This is a genomic window from Roseibium hamelinense, from assembly GCF_007830545.1.
GTDB classification, from domain to species: Bacteria; Pseudomonadota; Alphaproteobacteria; order Rhizobiales; family Stappiaceae; genus Roseibium; species Roseibium hamelinense.
Genome location: NZ_VLLF01000005.1, coordinates 325424 through 341111, shown reverse-complemented (window position 1 = coordinate 341111; position 15688 = coordinate 325424). Strand labels below are relative to the sequence as shown.

General features: G+C 53.2%; 13 protein-coding genes. 5 read left to right on the top strand and 8 right to left on the bottom strand.

Annotated features, from left to right (window positions below; genetic code table 11):
- Window positions 1-7 precede the first annotated feature (7 nt).
- From JM93_RS12590 to JM93_RS12580, 3 genes are read right to left on the bottom strand one after another with little or no spacing between them, the layout of a single operon-like run.
- Window positions 8-901 carry an MBL fold metallo-hydrolase gene (locus tag JM93_RS12590; RefSeq protein WP_145343849.1) on the bottom strand — a complete coding sequence of 298 codons (894 nt, stop codon included), beginning with the start codon at window positions 899-901 and terminating at the stop codon, window positions 8-10.
- Window positions 902-946: 45 nt separating this feature from the next.
- On the bottom strand, window positions 947-1390 hold the full coding sequence (locus JM93_RS12585) for a DUF6691 family protein (protein WP_145343847.1): 444 nt from the start codon (window positions 1388-1390) through the stop codon (window positions 947-949).
- A 2-nt stretch (window positions 1391-1392) separates the two neighbouring features.
- The gene (locus JM93_RS12580) at window positions 1393-1821 is read right to left on the bottom strand and encodes a YeeE/YedE family protein (RefSeq protein ID WP_145343845.1); all 429 of its coding nucleotides are present in this window, start codon (window positions 1819-1821) and stop codon (window positions 1393-1395) included.
- 172 nt (window positions 1822-1993) lie between these two features.
- On the opposite strand from JM93_RS12580, the gene JM93_RS12575 reads away from it, so the two are divergent.
- Entirely contained in the window at window positions 1994-3043 is a 1050-nt protein-coding gene (locus JM93_RS12575; RefSeq protein WP_145343843.1) for a DUF1176 domain-containing protein, read from the top strand.
- Here the strand turns inward: JM93_RS12575 and JM93_RS12570 are convergent.
- Window positions 3012-5075 carry a bifunctional DedA family/phosphatase PAP2 family protein gene (locus JM93_RS12570; RefSeq protein WP_208995137.1) on the bottom strand — a complete coding sequence of 688 codons (2064 nt, stop codon included), beginning with the start codon at window positions 5073-5075 and terminating at the stop codon, window positions 3012-3014. The two genes, JM93_RS12575 and JM93_RS12570, sit on opposite strands and share 32 nt — an antisense overlap.
- Window positions 5076-5342: 267 nt before the next feature.
- Here JM93_RS12570 and pap point away from each other — a divergent pair, with 267 nt between their 5' ends.
- Window positions 5343-6809 carry a polyphosphate:AMP phosphotransferase gene (pap, locus tag JM93_RS12565; protein ID WP_145343841.1) on the top strand — a complete coding sequence of 489 codons (1467 nt, stop codon included), beginning with the start codon at window positions 5343-5345 and terminating at the stop codon, window positions 6807-6809.
- Here pap and JM93_RS12560 read toward each other — a convergent pair.
- Together JM93_RS12560 and JM93_RS12555 are read right to left on the bottom strand one after the other, a co-directional pair.
- Window positions 6806-8530: a Na/Pi cotransporter family protein gene (locus tag JM93_RS12560; protein WP_145343839.1), complete on the bottom strand. Its 1725-nt coding sequence runs from the start codon at window positions 8528-8530 to the stop codon at window positions 6806-6808. The genes pap and JM93_RS12560 overlap by 4 nt on opposite strands.
- Before the next feature lie 59 nt (window positions 8531-8589).
- A complete protein-coding gene (locus tag JM93_RS12555) occupies window positions 8590-9768 on the bottom strand; it encodes a pyridoxal-phosphate-dependent aminotransferase family protein (RefSeq protein WP_145343837.1) in 1179 nt (392 codons plus the stop codon).
- Between the two features lie 366 nt (window positions 9769-10134).
- Here JM93_RS12555 and JM93_RS12550 point away from each other — a divergent pair, with 366 nt between their 5' ends.
- Window positions 10135-11163 carry an N-formylglutamate amidohydrolase gene (locus JM93_RS12550; protein ID WP_145343835.1) on the top strand — a complete coding sequence of 343 codons (1029 nt, stop codon included), beginning with the start codon at window positions 10135-10137 and terminating at the stop codon, window positions 11161-11163.
- A 15-nt stretch (window positions 11164-11178) separates the two neighbouring features.
- Here the strand turns inward: JM93_RS12550 and JM93_RS12545 are convergent, their stop codons facing one another.
- Together JM93_RS12545 and JM93_RS12540 are read right to left on the bottom strand one after the other, a co-directional pair.
- Window positions 11179-12357 carry an NAD(P)/FAD-dependent oxidoreductase gene (locus JM93_RS12545; RefSeq protein ID WP_145343833.1) on the bottom strand — a complete coding sequence of 393 codons (1179 nt, stop codon included), beginning with the start codon at window positions 12355-12357 and terminating at the stop codon, window positions 11179-11181.
- A 66-nt stretch (window positions 12358-12423) separates the two neighbouring features.
- A complete protein-coding gene (locus tag JM93_RS12540) occupies window positions 12424-13641 on the bottom strand; it encodes an acyl-CoA dehydrogenase (protein ID WP_145343831.1) in 1218 nt (405 codons plus the stop codon).
- A 179-nt stretch (window positions 13642-13820) separates the two neighbouring features.
- Between JM93_RS12540 and JM93_RS12535 the strand changes: the two genes are divergently transcribed.
- Both JM93_RS12535 and yegS read left to right on the top strand, forming a co-directional pair.
- Complete coding sequence (locus tag JM93_RS12535) at window positions 13821-14744, top strand: LysR substrate-binding domain-containing protein (protein ID WP_145343829.1); 924 nt, start codon at window positions 13821-13823, stop codon at window positions 14742-14744.
- Window positions 14745-14766: 22 nt separating this feature from the next.
- A complete protein-coding gene (yegS, locus tag JM93_RS12530) occupies window positions 14767-15678 on the top strand; it encodes a lipid kinase YegS (protein ID WP_145343827.1) in 912 nt (303 codons plus the stop codon).
- Window positions 15679-15688: the final 10 nt, after the last annotated feature.

Sequence of the window (15688 nt, the reverse complement as noted above, 5' to 3'; positions counted from 1 at the left end):
TTAGAGCTCAGAGGCCGTTGACCGGCACCTTTAGGAACGTTTTTCCACTGTCATCCGCTGGTGGCAGCCTTCCGGCGCGCATATTCACCTGAAGGGAGGGAATGATCAGCTTCGGCATGTCAAGTTGGGCATCGCGCTCGGTCCGGAACTTAACGAAGTCTTTTTTCGTTTTTCCACCTCCGACGTGAATGTTGTGTTCTTTTTCAGCGCCAACGTTGGTTTCCCACTGGATATCCCGGCCGTTGGGCCCGTAATCGTGACACATGAACAACCGCATGTCGTTCGGTAATGCGAGAACTTTTTGAATGGAATCGTAAAGCACTCCCGCGTCGCCGCCGGGGAAATCTGCACGTGCTGACCCACCATCAGGCATGAACAACGTGTCGCCGACAAAGGCAGCGTTGCCCATGACGTGCACCATACATGCTGGCGTGTGCCCCGGCGTATACATCGCAAAGGCCGTAAGTTTGCCAATCTGATAGGTATCTCCATCTTCGAAAAGACGATCGAATTGACTGCCGTCGCGTTGAAATTCTGTGCCTTCGTTAAAGACCTTACCGAATGTTTCCTGAACGACGGTGATCTTCTCACCGATCCCAAGTTTTCCGCCGAGTTTTTCCTGAATATATGGTGCGCCAGACAGGTGGTCGGCGTGCACGTGGGTCTCGATCAACCATTCAAGCTCAAGGTCATTTGTCTTGATATAGGAAATAATCGCATCGGCGCTGTCATACGAAATCCGGCCTGCCGCGTAGTCGATGTCCATAACGCTATCGATGACGGCGCAAGCGTTGGAATGGGGATCCTTCACCACGTAGCTAATGGTGTTTGTGACAGGATCAAAGAAGGCATTGACCTCCGGTTCGACGCTCATATCAACGGGATAGTTTGAGTTTGCCATTTTTAGTCTCCCAAGCGGACAGGCCGCTGCATTTTTGGGGATTGTTCAGGTTGCTGCGGGCGCGCGACCGCGATCAAGCGCCGACTTTGCCGACTTGGCAACAACCATGCCGGCAAGGATCGCAGATGCTGTTACAAGGGGTTCGACCATACCTAAGCCAAGAGCTGGAACAAGACCGCCGGGGCAAAAGCCGCTTAAGCCCCAGCCAATACCGAAAACAGCCGATCCGCCGATCAGCCGGGTATCCAAATCAGATGCTGTCGGCAGTTGAAACGCGGTTCCCAGCAAAGGCGCCTTTTGAACCCAGACCAACCGGTAGCCGATTGCGGTGACCAACAACGCTCCACCCATCACGAAGGCCAGGCTCGGATCCCACGTTCCGGCAATATCAAAGAAATTCAAGACTTTGGCAGGATCCGCCATTCCAGCTATGAGGATGCCGGTACCGAAGACTACGCCTATTGCGAAAGCTGATATAATCTTGGTCATTCTTACCCTCCAAAGATGTGCCGGGTTGCAAAAACAGTGGCCATCGCGGTTATCATGAACGTGCCGGTGGCAACCATGGACCTCGCCGAAAAACGGGATAATCCGCAAACGCCGTGACCACTTGTACAGCCGGAGCCAAACGAGACACCTATTCCAACCAGGAAGCCGCCAACCAAGAGTGCCGGGTAAGAAACCGGAATAGTGATTTTCGTAAGACTGCCGGTCGCAGCGTGCAAGACGATTGGACTGACAATCATTCCTGCAACAAAGGCCGCTCTCCACGCCCACTCATCGGAATTGGGCTTTGATAAAAGGCCGCCTAGAATTCCGCTGATACCGGCGATACGGCCATGGACAAGCATGAGGCTGACAACAGCCAAGCCGATGAGCGTTCCGCCAAGAAATGACAGAAAGGGAGTGAAATCGGTCATTTAATTGCCCTGTAATACATATTCGATAAATTGAATATAATGCACCATGGGGCCGGTGGCAACATTAGTTTCAAAAAAATGAAAATATTAGAGCCGGGACAATAAGCACTGGTTTTCCGGGCAAACCAAGCGCATTCTAACGTTTCGTAAATTAAAGTGTTTGGGGGTTGCGGTGGTGTTACTACGGCTTGGGTTTGTTTTGCTGTTGAGTGTCATATCGTCAGCGCTGTCTGCTGATGATTTAGGTCCCGAGATCGATCTAAAACTCATGGATCCAGACACTGTAAGAACTGGAGCGACAAAGTGCTTTTTCAGCATATGGCAGCACAATCGAGACCCCGAGACCGACACTTACTCGTATTTGTTTCATCTGCCGTTCAATGAAGATGGCGCGCCAGCTGAAGCTATCATTAAGGTGGGGCAATCGGTGCTTAGCCTTGAAGAGGTTGCGCAGAGCGGGGTCGAAAGCATCGCCGGAGTCCCGCCGCATTTTCTCTATATGTCTAACGATCGCTATACCCGCGTGCATATCGAACTCATTGAAGCACGGGACGCTGGAACCACAACGGAAATCGGTCATGCAAAAGTCTATGTCGTTCAGGATGGCAAGGTGCCGTTCAGAGCGCGGGGCAGAGGTGTTTTTGGGTGCCCGGAAGCGGGCGAAGAGTCCGCTACTGGCCAAAGACTTTCGGAAAAAACGTCGCTCCCGGTAGGTATTCCCTTTGGTGCACCAGAACTCCTAAGCTCGCTTGCAGAGGTTCCGGCGTCTGTAAGGCTGCAGATGCATGAGTTTGCGTCTTACGACTGCAGTTTAGACGTGGAACCACCTTGGGCTGGCGCACGCCATATCGTCAACAGCAATTACATTTTATGGGAGCAGCCGTGCTTTCTGGGCCCCTATCAAGCGTCGAGTGCTTTTGTTGTAACCCAAAACCCGCCTCAAAACTGGGCGGAGGTGTTGACTTTTCCAAATCCGCCGGGGCTGGAGGGTGAGCAAGTCTACGGGGCTATGAATGCAGAAGTGGACCACGCGAACGGCCTTGTTCGAGCGACGCAATTTGGCCGGGGTCTGCGCGACTGTGGCAGTCACGCAATCTACCGCCTGACCGACGGACCTGGAGAAGTGCTCGATTTCGAGCTTCTTGAATACCGCGACAAACCAGAATGCGATGGTCTCGAAACGGACCCGGTCAATTGGCCACTGGTGTATCAAGCCTATTAGAGGGGGGGGCAGGTGCAGCGGCTCCAGAGGCGCCCCGGTCATTTACAAGGATGACCTCTGTCTTGTCGGAGCGATGTCGAATAACAGCGCCCGGCAAAAGGTGTGCTGGGTTTTCATCAAGTGAAGGCCATTCGCGATCGGTTTTCGGCCCCGAAAACTCTCCCATAGGCCGCAGGATTTCCTCATGCATTACGCTGCCGATAAAAACAGGCACTTCCCGGTCAGGTCCGGAAATCCGAAAGCGGCTGGGCCATAGCCTGAGGATCCAGCGCCCGCCGGCCGTGGCTCCGCCGTCATCCCGGATCAAAACGAGAATGGGTTGGCGGCCATTTTGCGTTCTAGGTAAGACCGGCAAATCCTGGGCTGGCGTTTCCCCGGTGACAAAGCCCGTGATACTTGTGATGGTCCAGTTTGGAGGAAGGTGCCATCCATACGGCTCGAGCGCGTGAGCGAACTGCGCCGGATCGCCGGCATATTGAATGACCAACGGTTCTTCAATCTCTCCGCTGAGCTCAATCCGGTTTTGCGGCAGCTGTTTCCAGCCCGTGGCCTCCCATTCGGCGGCCGACAACACCTTGATATTGGATTGCGGCTGATAGGCCAGGATTGCATCGCTGAAATTTGTCTGGACGTGGTAGGCGCCGAAAACAACCAAGACCGAAGTGATAATCGCGGCAAGGGTAGGGCGTCCCACTTTTTCGTTATGGATCGAGCCAAATACGAAAGCGAAAGCAGACACCATTGCAGTGCCAAACAACAACCCTGCAAGGACATCTGACATCCAGTGTGCACCGAGATAAACGCGTGAAAACCCAATGGTTATAACGAGAATGGCGGTGACGGTGAAAATACCAGCTTTGGCCCAGCGGCTGCGGTCATGAGCAATTAAAACAGCGCAGATTCCGTAAAGCACAGCATTAAGTGTGGCATGTCCGCTTGGGAAACTGAATGCATCCGCACCGGTATAAAGATCCATAGGGCGTGAGCGGTGCAGCAGCAGCTTAAGGGTCGGCACGAAAACGGCAGTAACCCCAATAGCTATCAAAAAACCGATTGCTCGGCGCCATGCGCGGCGCGCAAACAGGTAGATCGCTACTGCCGCGGCCACAACACCAACGACAATCCCATCTCCCAACATCGTCGCGGCAATCATGAGTTTGTCGCCGATAGGGGTCCTCAGGCTTTCGAAAAGATTGAGGATCGCGATATCCGCGCGGACCATGGGTTCGCCCGGCGCAACTTCACCCATGATCCAGAAGAACAGCGGCATAGTGATCAAAAGTAAGACCGCAGATGCCAGCATTCCGGCTGAACGGGGATGCTCAGGGTCGAAGTTTCGCGCAATCCATTGCGAAACGCGATCAGGCCTTTTGGCAAACCAGGAAACGGTAGCCGCATGAGCACCCGGAAAAAGAGGGATGATGATGATGATCAACCAGCGGCCTAGCATTATAGCCAGGAACAGGATCACCAGCAGTGCGCCGAGCACCAGAGCAAGGCGTCCGCTGATCTGGCCAATCGCGTTCAGGGCGGTACCAGCAAGATATCCCGGACCAAGATGCACCACGCTCCAGGCAATGGCAGAAGTGATGTTGATCACGGTGAAGCGCGTTGCGTTCATACCCACCATGCCCGCAATTCCAGGCACAACAGACTTCACACCGGGAACAAATCTGCCAATGAAAACGCTCTTGCCTCCATGGCGCCTGAAGAAATCTTCGCCACGGTCCATTAGGCTGGAATACTTGGAAAGGGGCCAAATCTGACGCAATTTGTCTTTGTAAACGTAGCCGACCCAATACGAAATGGCATCCCCAGCAATCGCACCGAGCGTTGTCCAGACAAAAATCGAAACAGGGTCCAGTTTTCCCAGACCGACAAGAGTGCCGGCGCCGACCAGCACAACAGTGCTAGGAACAAACAAACCGACTATAAACAGGGCTTCGCCCATGGCGGCAGCAAAGCAAACCAGCCCGGCAATCTCGGGGTTATCGCCGATGAAATTGACGAGCTGGGTAAGATAGTCGGTCACGCAGGTGTTCCTGTGGGACTGGAAATTGCCGAAAAGGCTGACGGCATGCGGTGTCGAATTCCAGTTTCGAATAAAATGCGAGCAGCTTTCATATAGGCAACCAAGCCGGTCCCCAACAGCGAATTTTTTGGTGCCTCTATTTCCAGCATCAATCCCTCACATGTGCTCTTCAGCAAAGATGCTGGACCAAAGACCTCATTGACGGATACTGTTTATGATAATTACGGCGATTTGCGCTCGCGAGTTTTTGCGGCAAATGGAGGTATCATGTTCGAATCTGCGCGTTTGCCCCAGAAGATGGACAAGAAAACCTTCAAAAAACTTGAGCCCGAAATTCGCGAGTCCCTGTTAGCGCCTCAGCTTGAGATTGTTGAAAACAAGAAATTTTCTACCGTCATTTTGGTTGATGGGCTCGATGGTGCCGGCAAAGGCGAAGCGGTGGCCCGTCTTTATGGCTGGATGGACGCCCGGCATCTGAGTTGTAACGCCTATGGCGAGCCGATGGAAGAAGCACGGCTTCGGCCGCCGCTTTGGCGGTATTGGCGCGATCTGCCGGCCAGGGGCGAGACAGCGATTGTCTTCGGAAGCTGGTACCAAAAACCCTTGCGTGACCGGGTCTATAACAAGCTTTCTGATGAAGAGTTCTCCAAGGAGCTCGAGCGAATCCGAAATTTCGAAGATATGTTGGCCAATGAAGATGTTTTGGTTTTGAAGTTCTGGTTCCTTCTGCCCAAAGAAGATCAGGAGCGACGGCTCGAAAAGATCAAGAAGAAGAATGCCGCACGGCATGTCTTGTCCGACTGGGCTGCCCTGAAGAATCATAGCAGCGCGAGCGAAGTCGGCGAAAAAATAATCCTTGAAACAAGCACCGGCAACGCGCCGTGGTTCGTGATTCCCTCTCAAGATGCCGAGTACAGAGATTCTGCCCTGGCGCAGACACTTGCCCGCTCCATGAAACTCAAGCTTGCAGACGGCGAACCGAGGACGGTTTCAGCTCCGCCAGTCATTGGAGGGGTTAAGAGAAAGACTGCAATCGACGCGATTGATTTGTCAGCAAAGCTCGACAGAGACGACTATGAAAAAAAACGCGAAAAATATCAGAACACCCTCTCTGATATCTCAGATACGAAGGCTTTTTCAAAACGGGGTATGATCCTTGTTTTCCAAGGGAATGATGCTGCGGGAAAAGGGGGATCCATACGGCGGGTTATCCGCCCGCTCGACCCGAGGATCTATAAGGTTCATCCGATTTCCGCACCCACGGACGAAGAAAATGCGCATCCGTATCTCTGGCGTTTCTGGCGGCGGGTGCCGCGCAGGGGGCACATCGCGATTTTTGACCGGTCTTGGTATGAGCGTGTGCTTGTTGAACGTGTCGAGGGTTTTGCAAGCCATGAGGATTGGCTACGCGCTTATAATGAGATCAATGATTTTGAAAACGAGCTTGCCGATTTCGGGTACATCATCTGCAAATTTTGGCTCGCCATAAGCGAGGAAGAACAGTTAAAGCGCTTCAAGGCGCGAGAAGACACGATTTACAAGCAGCACAAGATTACCGACGAAGACTGGCGAAACCGTTTAAAGTGGGACCAGTACGCGATTGCGGCCGGTGACATGGTCGATAGAACTTCGACACATTATGCACCTTGGACACTTGTGTCCTCTGAAAACAAAAGGCACGCGCGCGTTGAGGTGCTAAAAACGATTTGCAAACGCCTTGAGGAAGAACTTTAGGCGGCTCGAGCACTGTCGGTGCTGTAGAGAGCGCGTGCGGTTTTGACAAGATCCTTGGTGAGGTGGCGGGTTATCGCACTTGCGTTGATCAGTGCGGTGCCTTCAGCAGCGCTGAGGGTCTTGGTTCGGATCAAGGCATCCACTTCTGAAAAAATCTGATTATCGAGCTTATTCGCTTCCTTGCGCAGTGTATTGAATGTATCCGGCTTTCGCTGGGATACTGGCAGGTCCCGCAGAGCAAAAAATGCGCGTAGCAGTCTCACGATAACGATGCGGATCGAATCAACTTCGCTTTGGAAAGCCGGCTTACTGACTGTAGCGCTGCGGCTCAAAATAGCATAAAGAACCGCCACGTTTTTCAAGATGTCGGGTAGGCGCCGGTTGGCGAGCCGGAGCGCCAGCAGTCTTTTTGCCTGTTCCGGCTTCAACTCGTGTTTTGCCAGGATCTTGCTTGAGTAGGCCAAGAGTTCTTCGAATAGGGGTTCTATCCTTTTGGTGAAGAAGCTGTCGATATCAAGCACCATCAGGTCTGTGCCTGCGCGCACCACCTCTTCATCGCTCATTCGAGACTCAATGTCCCGCCGGGACAGCGACAGGCCATGGGCGACGCTCTCGTAGATCGCATTCGAAAACAGCCGTCGGGACTCGTTTTCAAAAGCCTCCAGGGCGGTCTCTGGATATTTCATGGCCGATTTCGTCAAAAATTTCGACTGGGTCAGTTCTACTTCCGGTGCGGCACGGTCAGGGACAATCGCACTCACCAACGTTGAAATTGGTGCTACGAACCAAATCAAGAGAGAAGTATTCAGGATGTTGAAAACACTGTGAAACGAGGCAAGGCCCAATGGAATTGCGGTGGCCGATACCATTGGTGAAGTGCCTTCAAGCAAGATTGTAAAGCTCGAAACAAGATCGATAAGGGAGCCCAAAAACAATAGCGCCCAGCACACGCCGAATAAATTGACAAACAGGTGAGCAAATGCCGCACGCCGCGCGTTTGCATCAGCAACAAGTGCAGCCAAGTTCGCAGTGATTGTTGTGCCGACATTCTCGCCCAGTATGATAGCAACCGCGGCCTCAAAAGGTAGCCAACCCTGACTGGCCGCAACGATTGTAATTGCCATAGTGGCGCTTGAAGACTGCAAGATGATCGTGAGAAACGTGCCGAATCCCAGAAAGATAAAAATGGAGAATAAACCGAAGCCGGAAAGGTCGGATATCAATCGATAAATCTCGGGATTGTTTTTGAGATCCGGAAAAGACCCCTTCATGAAGTCCAGTCCAATAAACAAAAGGCAGAAACCGATCAGGAACTGCCCCCATTTGATGGCTTGGGTGTTTTTTGACGACACAAGAAGAAAGCCAACGGCCATGGCCGGAATCGCGATCGCACTCATCGAGACGCCGAAACCGAGAAGCGCGATCAGCCAGGCTGTGAATGTGGTGCCGATATTTGCACCCATAATGACCGGAATGGCTGACTTGAGCGACAGCAGACCGGCGTTTACGAAGCTGACAACCATCAGTGTCGTCGCGGAGGATGATTGAATGGCCGCTGTGATGAAAACGCCGGTGAAAACGCCTTTGAATCTGTTGGAAGTCAATTTCGCGAGTGTCGCTCGCAAGCCGGAACCCGCAAGCGCGGAAAGGCCGTCGCTCATGACCTTCATGCCATAAAGAAACAGCCCGAGTGCACCAGCAAGATTGAGTACGGCAATCATAGGCAATGCCTCAGAGATCGAAGCTCATGCTTGAATTAAAATCTCAAAACAGCTCTAATCTAGAGAGCCTTGTCAAGGTAGTCTATCGCCGCTTGAAGCCCGCCTGAGTTGTGTGGGATGCCGAGTTTTTTAAGGCCGAGCTCTACCGCACTGAGTGTCCCAAGAACCATCACCGCGTTTACATGGCCCATATGGCCAATCCTTATCCCTTTACCGACTATCGGACCGATCATGCCGCCGATTGTGACGCCACAGACATCCTTCGTGAAATTGCGCAGCGGTTCTGGATCAATTTCATCAAAAGTGGCAACGGTCACACTGTTGGAGCGCGCATGCGGGTTGATGATATTGAAGTCGATTGATCCGGCCTCGGACCAAACACCGAGTGCGTGCCGTGTTGCTTCGGCCAGCAGCGCATGGCGGTGCCAAACTTGCTCAAGCCCTTCTTGAAATAGAAGATCGAGGGCAGCTCTAAAAGCAAAAAGAAGATGTTCAGGAGGCGTCCCGCAATACTTCTGGTAGTGTATCTCGCCGTTTCGGAACGTCCAGTCCATGTAGTTGTTTTTCAAGTTTGCGGACGCATGTGCTTCGACTGCTTTGGGGCCCGCTGCCACAAAAGACAGTCCTGGCGGGCTCATGAGCCCCTTTTGTGAACCGGTAAGTGCAATGTCTACGCCCCAGGCGTCCATCTCAAATGGCATGCAGCCAAGGGAGGCGATGGTGTCCACCATGAAAAGTGCAGGGTGGCCGGCCGCATCAATTGCTGCACGGACAGCCTTTACGTCATTCCAAACACCTGAAGCGGTGTCCACCTGAACCATCAAAACGGCTTTGATTTTGTGGTCTGCGTCCTGCCTTAGCTGCTGTTCGACAACATTTGGATCCACGGCGGATCTCCAAGTGCCTTCAACGCGATCAACATTCAGGCCGAGAACTCTAGCAGCTTCGCCCCATGCATGCGCAAAAAGGCCAGATTCCAAAACGAGAACAGTGTCTCCACGGTTGAGCGTGTTGGTGAGCGCTGCGTCCCATGCGCCATGCCCATTCGCTGCATAAATGTAGACCGGCGCTTCCGTACGGAAGAGGCGCTTCAATCCTGCCATACAGGCATCTGTCGTTTCTACGAGCGGGCCTTCATAGATGTCGATTGCGGGTCGATGCATGGCCTGCAATACGGTGTCCGGAATATTTGTCGGCCCTGGAATCATGAGGAATTCCTTGCCGTTTGACAGCGTCATTCTCGCGTCCTTTGAAATGTGTTCAGAAGGTGTGTCAGCGCTGGGCAGCGCAAACACAAAAGACTATTGGCCCTATCTTGCGCCAAAAACCATGTCGGTCAAAGGGCTATGGATCTCGGAATTCTGAATGTACGGAAACTGACCCATCAGCCGCACAACGAATATCTGTGCGTATTCAATGTCGCCTGCGTTTTAAGCATGCGAAACCGTATAAAGTGGCGGTGTCGGTTTCGGCATCTGGCGCATTGGCTTCCGCGTCATCCGATGAGCTTTCATTTTTTTGATTTGCCGCGGATTTGTCTTGTTTCCGTAAGGTAAAAAAATCAAACTGATCGCGCGACGCGTTCGGGCACTAGGTTTTGCACCATGATTGTTCTGAAAAGAGGCAATAGTCCACTGATACTCTGCCTTCCGCACAGCGGTACGGAAGTACCGCCGGCGATCGGCGGAAGATTGAGTGCCACTGGCCGTTTGCAGATGGATATCTCCTGGCACCTCGATCAGGTGCTCGATATCGCTGATTTGCTGGATGCGACGATTATCGCAACAACGATCTCACGATATGTTGTCGATGTTGATCATGACCCCCGGATGCGCAAGCCAGAGGAAGAGGACTACGCCCGGGCGTTGTGCCCGTTGACCACGCTTGATGGCAAACGCCTTTACAAAGCTGGGGAGGAGCCGGGCCCAACAGAAATCGATCAGCGCGTGCTGCTTTTCCACGATCCGTATCATGCAGCGGTGCGGCAACAGATCGACCGGATACGCCGACTCAACAAAACCGTGTTGTTGTTCGATTGCCAGTCCCGGCGATCAAAACCCGGTCCGGTGCCAGGCGTCATGCTGCCGATCATCAATATAGGCACGCATGACAATACTTCTTGCCATCCCGATCTGCGAAATACTTTTGCTGGGTCGTTTACCGGCCTTACCGGCTTTAACGTTTCGACCGACGACGGCGTGAAAGGCCGGTACATCAGCCAGACCTATGGCATCCCGGAGTCGCAGATCCATACACTGACGCTCGTGATCGCGCAGCGCAGCTATCTTCGCCATGAGACCCCGCCGTTTGAGCCTGATAAAGCGCGCATGGCACGATTGCGGGCGGTCTTGCTCGAAGGGTTCACCCGCACGCTCGATTGGGCGGGCTGGTCTGGAACGCCGCAGCTGAGAAACTTGGTACAGTCCGCCAGAGCAACCGGCGAGCTCATGACAGTTGAGCGGCAGAATTCCACAGACTCTGTTGGAGATGGCGGTCAGGCAAGCACGCCGGCCGGCAAACCAGTGCAGCTGCAAACCACGCAACAGCATGCAACTGCCGTTACTGCTGCAGAGCGGAAACTGGTTCGTCCAATTATACCGGATAACTTTCTCGAGGCAGACGTGGCCGAATAGGCTTCATAACAAAAACTAGACCACATTTCTTTCGATCAATGGTCTATTTGTTGTAAGCCGTTCCATTCCGAGTGCAGACAAATCAAGCGTTTGATAGCTGCCTGTCGCGATGTGTTCCGCTAAACCGCACCCGACGGCCGGAGCTTGTTGAAGTCCATGCCCCGAAAATCCGAGCGCAATGTAGAAGTTATCAATTCCCGATACGGGGCCGACAAAAGCATTGTGGTCAAAAAGATTCATGTCGTAGCATCCAGCCCAGGCCGCTCCTGGTTTGATGGATTCGAACGCAGGCACTCTGTTGGCAAGGGTTGGCCAGATGTGCTCTTCAAACAGCCCGTATTCAACCTCGAAGTCATCGCAGTCAGGATCATCGACAGGCGGGGCTGAGCCACAGATGTAACCAGCGCCTTCCGGCCGGACATAGGTTCCGTTCGGATCAATGAGCAGGGGAAAGCGGTCTAGCGATTGCCGGCATTCAAATGTGAAAACACATCGCTTTTTGCTACGAACTGGAACATCCATGCCGACTTTCCGGCAGATCTCAGTCCCACCTGATGCACCCGCAGCATTCACGAGTATTCCGGCTGACAATATGTCACCGTTTGCGAGCGTGATCGCCCATGATGATCCGTCACGAGAAAACTTGGTAGCTTTTGCATTGACATAGCGCACCCCTAGCGACCGGGCTTTTCGGCGGAACGCCTGCATAAGCCCGTAGCCATCGAACCAGCCCTCTCCCGTCAAACCATGACATCCAGCTTCCAAGCCGTCAGTGTTCAGCCAAGGAAACCGTTCGCTGATTGCGGCCAGGTCAAAATATGCAATATTCGCTCCAAGCTGCTGCTGCAGCTCATGATTTTCCTTCAGGATTGAGTGTTTGTCTTTAGTTGCAAGAAAAAGGTACCCGCCTTCATGGAGATCGATCGTCGGCGCTTCGCCATCAACACTCAGGTGTTCGCCAATGCCGCGAAGATAGGAAATGCCGAACAAAGAGATCTCGATGTTGATCTTACTAGAAAATTGCTGGCGTATGGAGGCGGCTGATCGCGCCGAGGCGCAAACCTGGTAGGAAGGGTCGGCTTCGACAACAATTATACGACCTGAAAAATCAGGGCGCTGTGCTAACTGACATGCGATCGATGAGCCCATCACGGCGCCGCCGATGATGACAACATCTGCAAATGAATTGGACATGGGCGTGCCCTGGAAAAAGGAGCTGAAAGTCTATTGCTTTCAGCCCATCGAAAGGGGTTTTGAAGCCTAGAAAAATGCCTGCAAGCCTGTTTGCGCGCGCCCCAAAATCAGTGCATGCACATCATGCGTGCCTTCATAGGTGTTCACGGTTTCCAAGTTCTGCGCATGGCGCATGACGTGATACTCTTCTTGAATGCCGTTGCCGCCGTGCATGTCCCGTGCGACACGGGCAATATCTAGCGCCTTGCCGCAATTGTTCCGCTTGACGATAGAAATCATTTCCGGCGCTGCCTTGCCAGCGTCAAACAAGCGCCCAACACGCAGCGATGCCTGAAGGCCGAGCGAAATCTCAGTTTGCATGTCGGCAAGCTTTTTCTGGAATAACTGTGTCTGCGCGAGCGGGCGTCCGAATTGCTCTCGGTCTAGTCCGTATTGGCGCGCCCGATGCCAGCAGTCTTCTGCAGCGCCGAGAGAGCCCCAAGAGATGCCATAGCGCGCCCGGTTCAAACACCCGAATGGACCTTTCAAACCAGATACGTGAGGCAGAAGCGCATCTTCACCTACCTCAACATTATCCATGACGATTTCGCCGGTGATAGATGCACGCAGGGAGAGTTTTCCGCCAACTTTCGGTGCCGACAAGCCCTTTGTTCCCTTGTCGAGCACAAACCCCCGGATTGCGCCATCATGGGCTTCGGATTTTGCCCAGACCACAAAAACATCGGCAATCGGCGCGTTGGAGATCCACATCTTGGAACCGGTCAACCGATACCCATTTTCTATTTTTTCCGCGCGTGTGCGCATTCCAGCTGGATCGGAGCCTGCATCCGGTTCAGTGAGCCCAAAGCACCCAACAAACTCACCGCTCGCGAGCTTTGGAAGGTATTTTTTGCGCTGTTCCTCTGAGCCATACGCATAAATCGGATACATGACCAGCGAAGACTGAACGCTCATCATGGACCGGTAACCTGAATCAATGCGCTCGATTTCACGGGCGACAAGGCCATACGATACGTAGGACGCGCCAGCGCAGCCATACTCTTCCGGAAGCGTTAAGCCAAGCAGGCCAAGCTCACCCATTTCATTGAAGATGGAGCGGTCTGTCTTTTCCTCCCGGTAAGCTTCAATGATCCGCGGCAGCAGCTTGTCGGTCGCATAGGCACGAGCGCTTTCCATTATGAGCACTTCGTCTTCATTGAGCTGGTCGTGGAGCATGAAAGCGTCTTGCCAGTCAAAAATACCGCCGCCGGTTGGCGAAGATTTTACAGATGCTTGAACATTCATGGCGTTGTCTCCTCCGCTGTTGGCGGCATGCGGCCAACTCGAAACAGCGGATCGACTGCATATTTGGCCATTATTATCACTATCAGGAATAGTTTGCCGCCGACTAGATTGACATAAAAGCTATTTCTGCTCAATTGTTCATGCCAAATTGGAATAATAAGTGTATGTGCGGGAAATAGATGAAACGTGCATTTGTACCGCCGGCCGACGCATTGATTGCCTTTGAGTGTGCCGCGCGTCACGCCAGTTTCACTCGTGCTGCGGAGGAGCTGAATCTGACACAAGGTGCGATTTCTAAGCAGATTAGGCACCTGGAAGACCGGCTTGGAGTCGAGCTGTTTCGGAGGGTCAGGCAGAGGATCGTCTTGACGGATGCCGGCCGGATATACCTTCATGATATCAAAGGCGCCTTGGAGGAGTTGACGGATGCAACGCGGCAAGTAATGTCCTATGCGGGCAGCGAAGACGTCTTGAATCTCGCTGTTTTGCCGACTTTTGGCACCCGTTGGCTTGCGCCTCGTATTGCCGGTTTCTCAAAGCGCTATCCCGCCGCTGGCCTCAATCTCAGCGTCCGGCTTCAACCTTTTGATTTTTCTGTAGAGCCCTTTGATGGAGCCATACATCACGGCAATCCGGTTTGGGCAGGTGCGATAGCAGAGCCGCTTTTTGCAGAAGAGGTAATCCCCGTTGCCTCACGTGCTTTTCGAGACCGGCACAACATCAATTCTCCTGCAGAACTTAGTCGTGTTCCCCGTCTGCAATTGTCGACACGCCCTATGGCTTGGAGGCAGTGGTTCGACCTGGCCGGTGTGAGTACTACAGCGGCTTTTCAGGGCGCGAGGTTCGAGCAATTTGTAATGATTGCGGAGGCAGCGGTACACAGTGCCGGGGCGGCCCTTATCCCTCGATTTTTTATCGAGGATGAACTGGCATCCGGGCGCTTGGTCAGGTTGTTCGATCTTTCTTTGCGGCAACAAACTGCCTACTACTTCGTTTATCCTGAAAATCGGACGCTGCGCCCGGTTGTGAAAGCCTTTAGAAGCTGGCTGATTGAAGAGGCGCGTATGGCGCGTGCCGATCGCGAAGCCATGCTGCCTGGATGATTGATAAGGAGCTTCGCAGAACGTGTCGAAGCAACATCTAAGAGTGATCTTAAACGGGAAAGCTGCGCTTCGTGACGATGTCCGGCGCGCAGTCGATGCGGTCAGAAAAATGGGCCATACGGTCAGTGTCCGTGTGACTTGGGAGGCCGGAGACACGCAACGCCTTGCATTGGAAGCATTGGATGAAGCAGCTGAGGACCAGATTTCCACATTGGTAGCCGCGGGAGGAGATGGAACCGTCAACGAGATTGTTGCCGCGCTTCTTGATGGTCTGCAGGGAGATAAAACACTGCCATTTGAGTTGGCTGTGCTGCCGCTGGGCACGGCCAATGATTTCGCTCGTGGCGTTGGCCTTGATCCGAGTGATATTTTGGGGTGTCTCAGGTTCGCAGCGCGGTGCCAACCCAAGCCGACCGACGTTGGCTCCGTCAATGGCCGGGCTTTCATAAACATGGCGACCGGAGGTTTTGGGGCCAGTGTGACGTCAGAAACGGATCCGAACCTGAAACGTGTGCTTGGCGGCGCAGCCTACCTTTTCACCGGGTTGCACAGGTTTTCGGAGCTCGCATCTAGCCATGGGGCGATATCGGCTGAAGACTTCTCATGGAGGGGGGATTTTCTCGCAATTGCCGTTGGAAACGGAAAACAGGCAGGTGGCGGTGTCGAATTATGCCCGGATGCGCTTCTTGACGACGGGTTCCTGGATCTCACCATCGTACCCTACCCTCGGGGAGATGATGTCGCAGACCTACTTGGCCGTTTGATCGAATATGGGCCCGATGGTCTGCGCGACAGCCTGATCATGCGTAGGGTCAAAGCAGTCATTATCGAAACTGATAAGCCGCTGCAGTTTAATCTTGATGGTGAACCGATCCACGATACAAGGCTCGAGGTCTCGGTATTGCCGAAAAAAATCGGGTTCCGTCGGCCATAACAAACCTGAT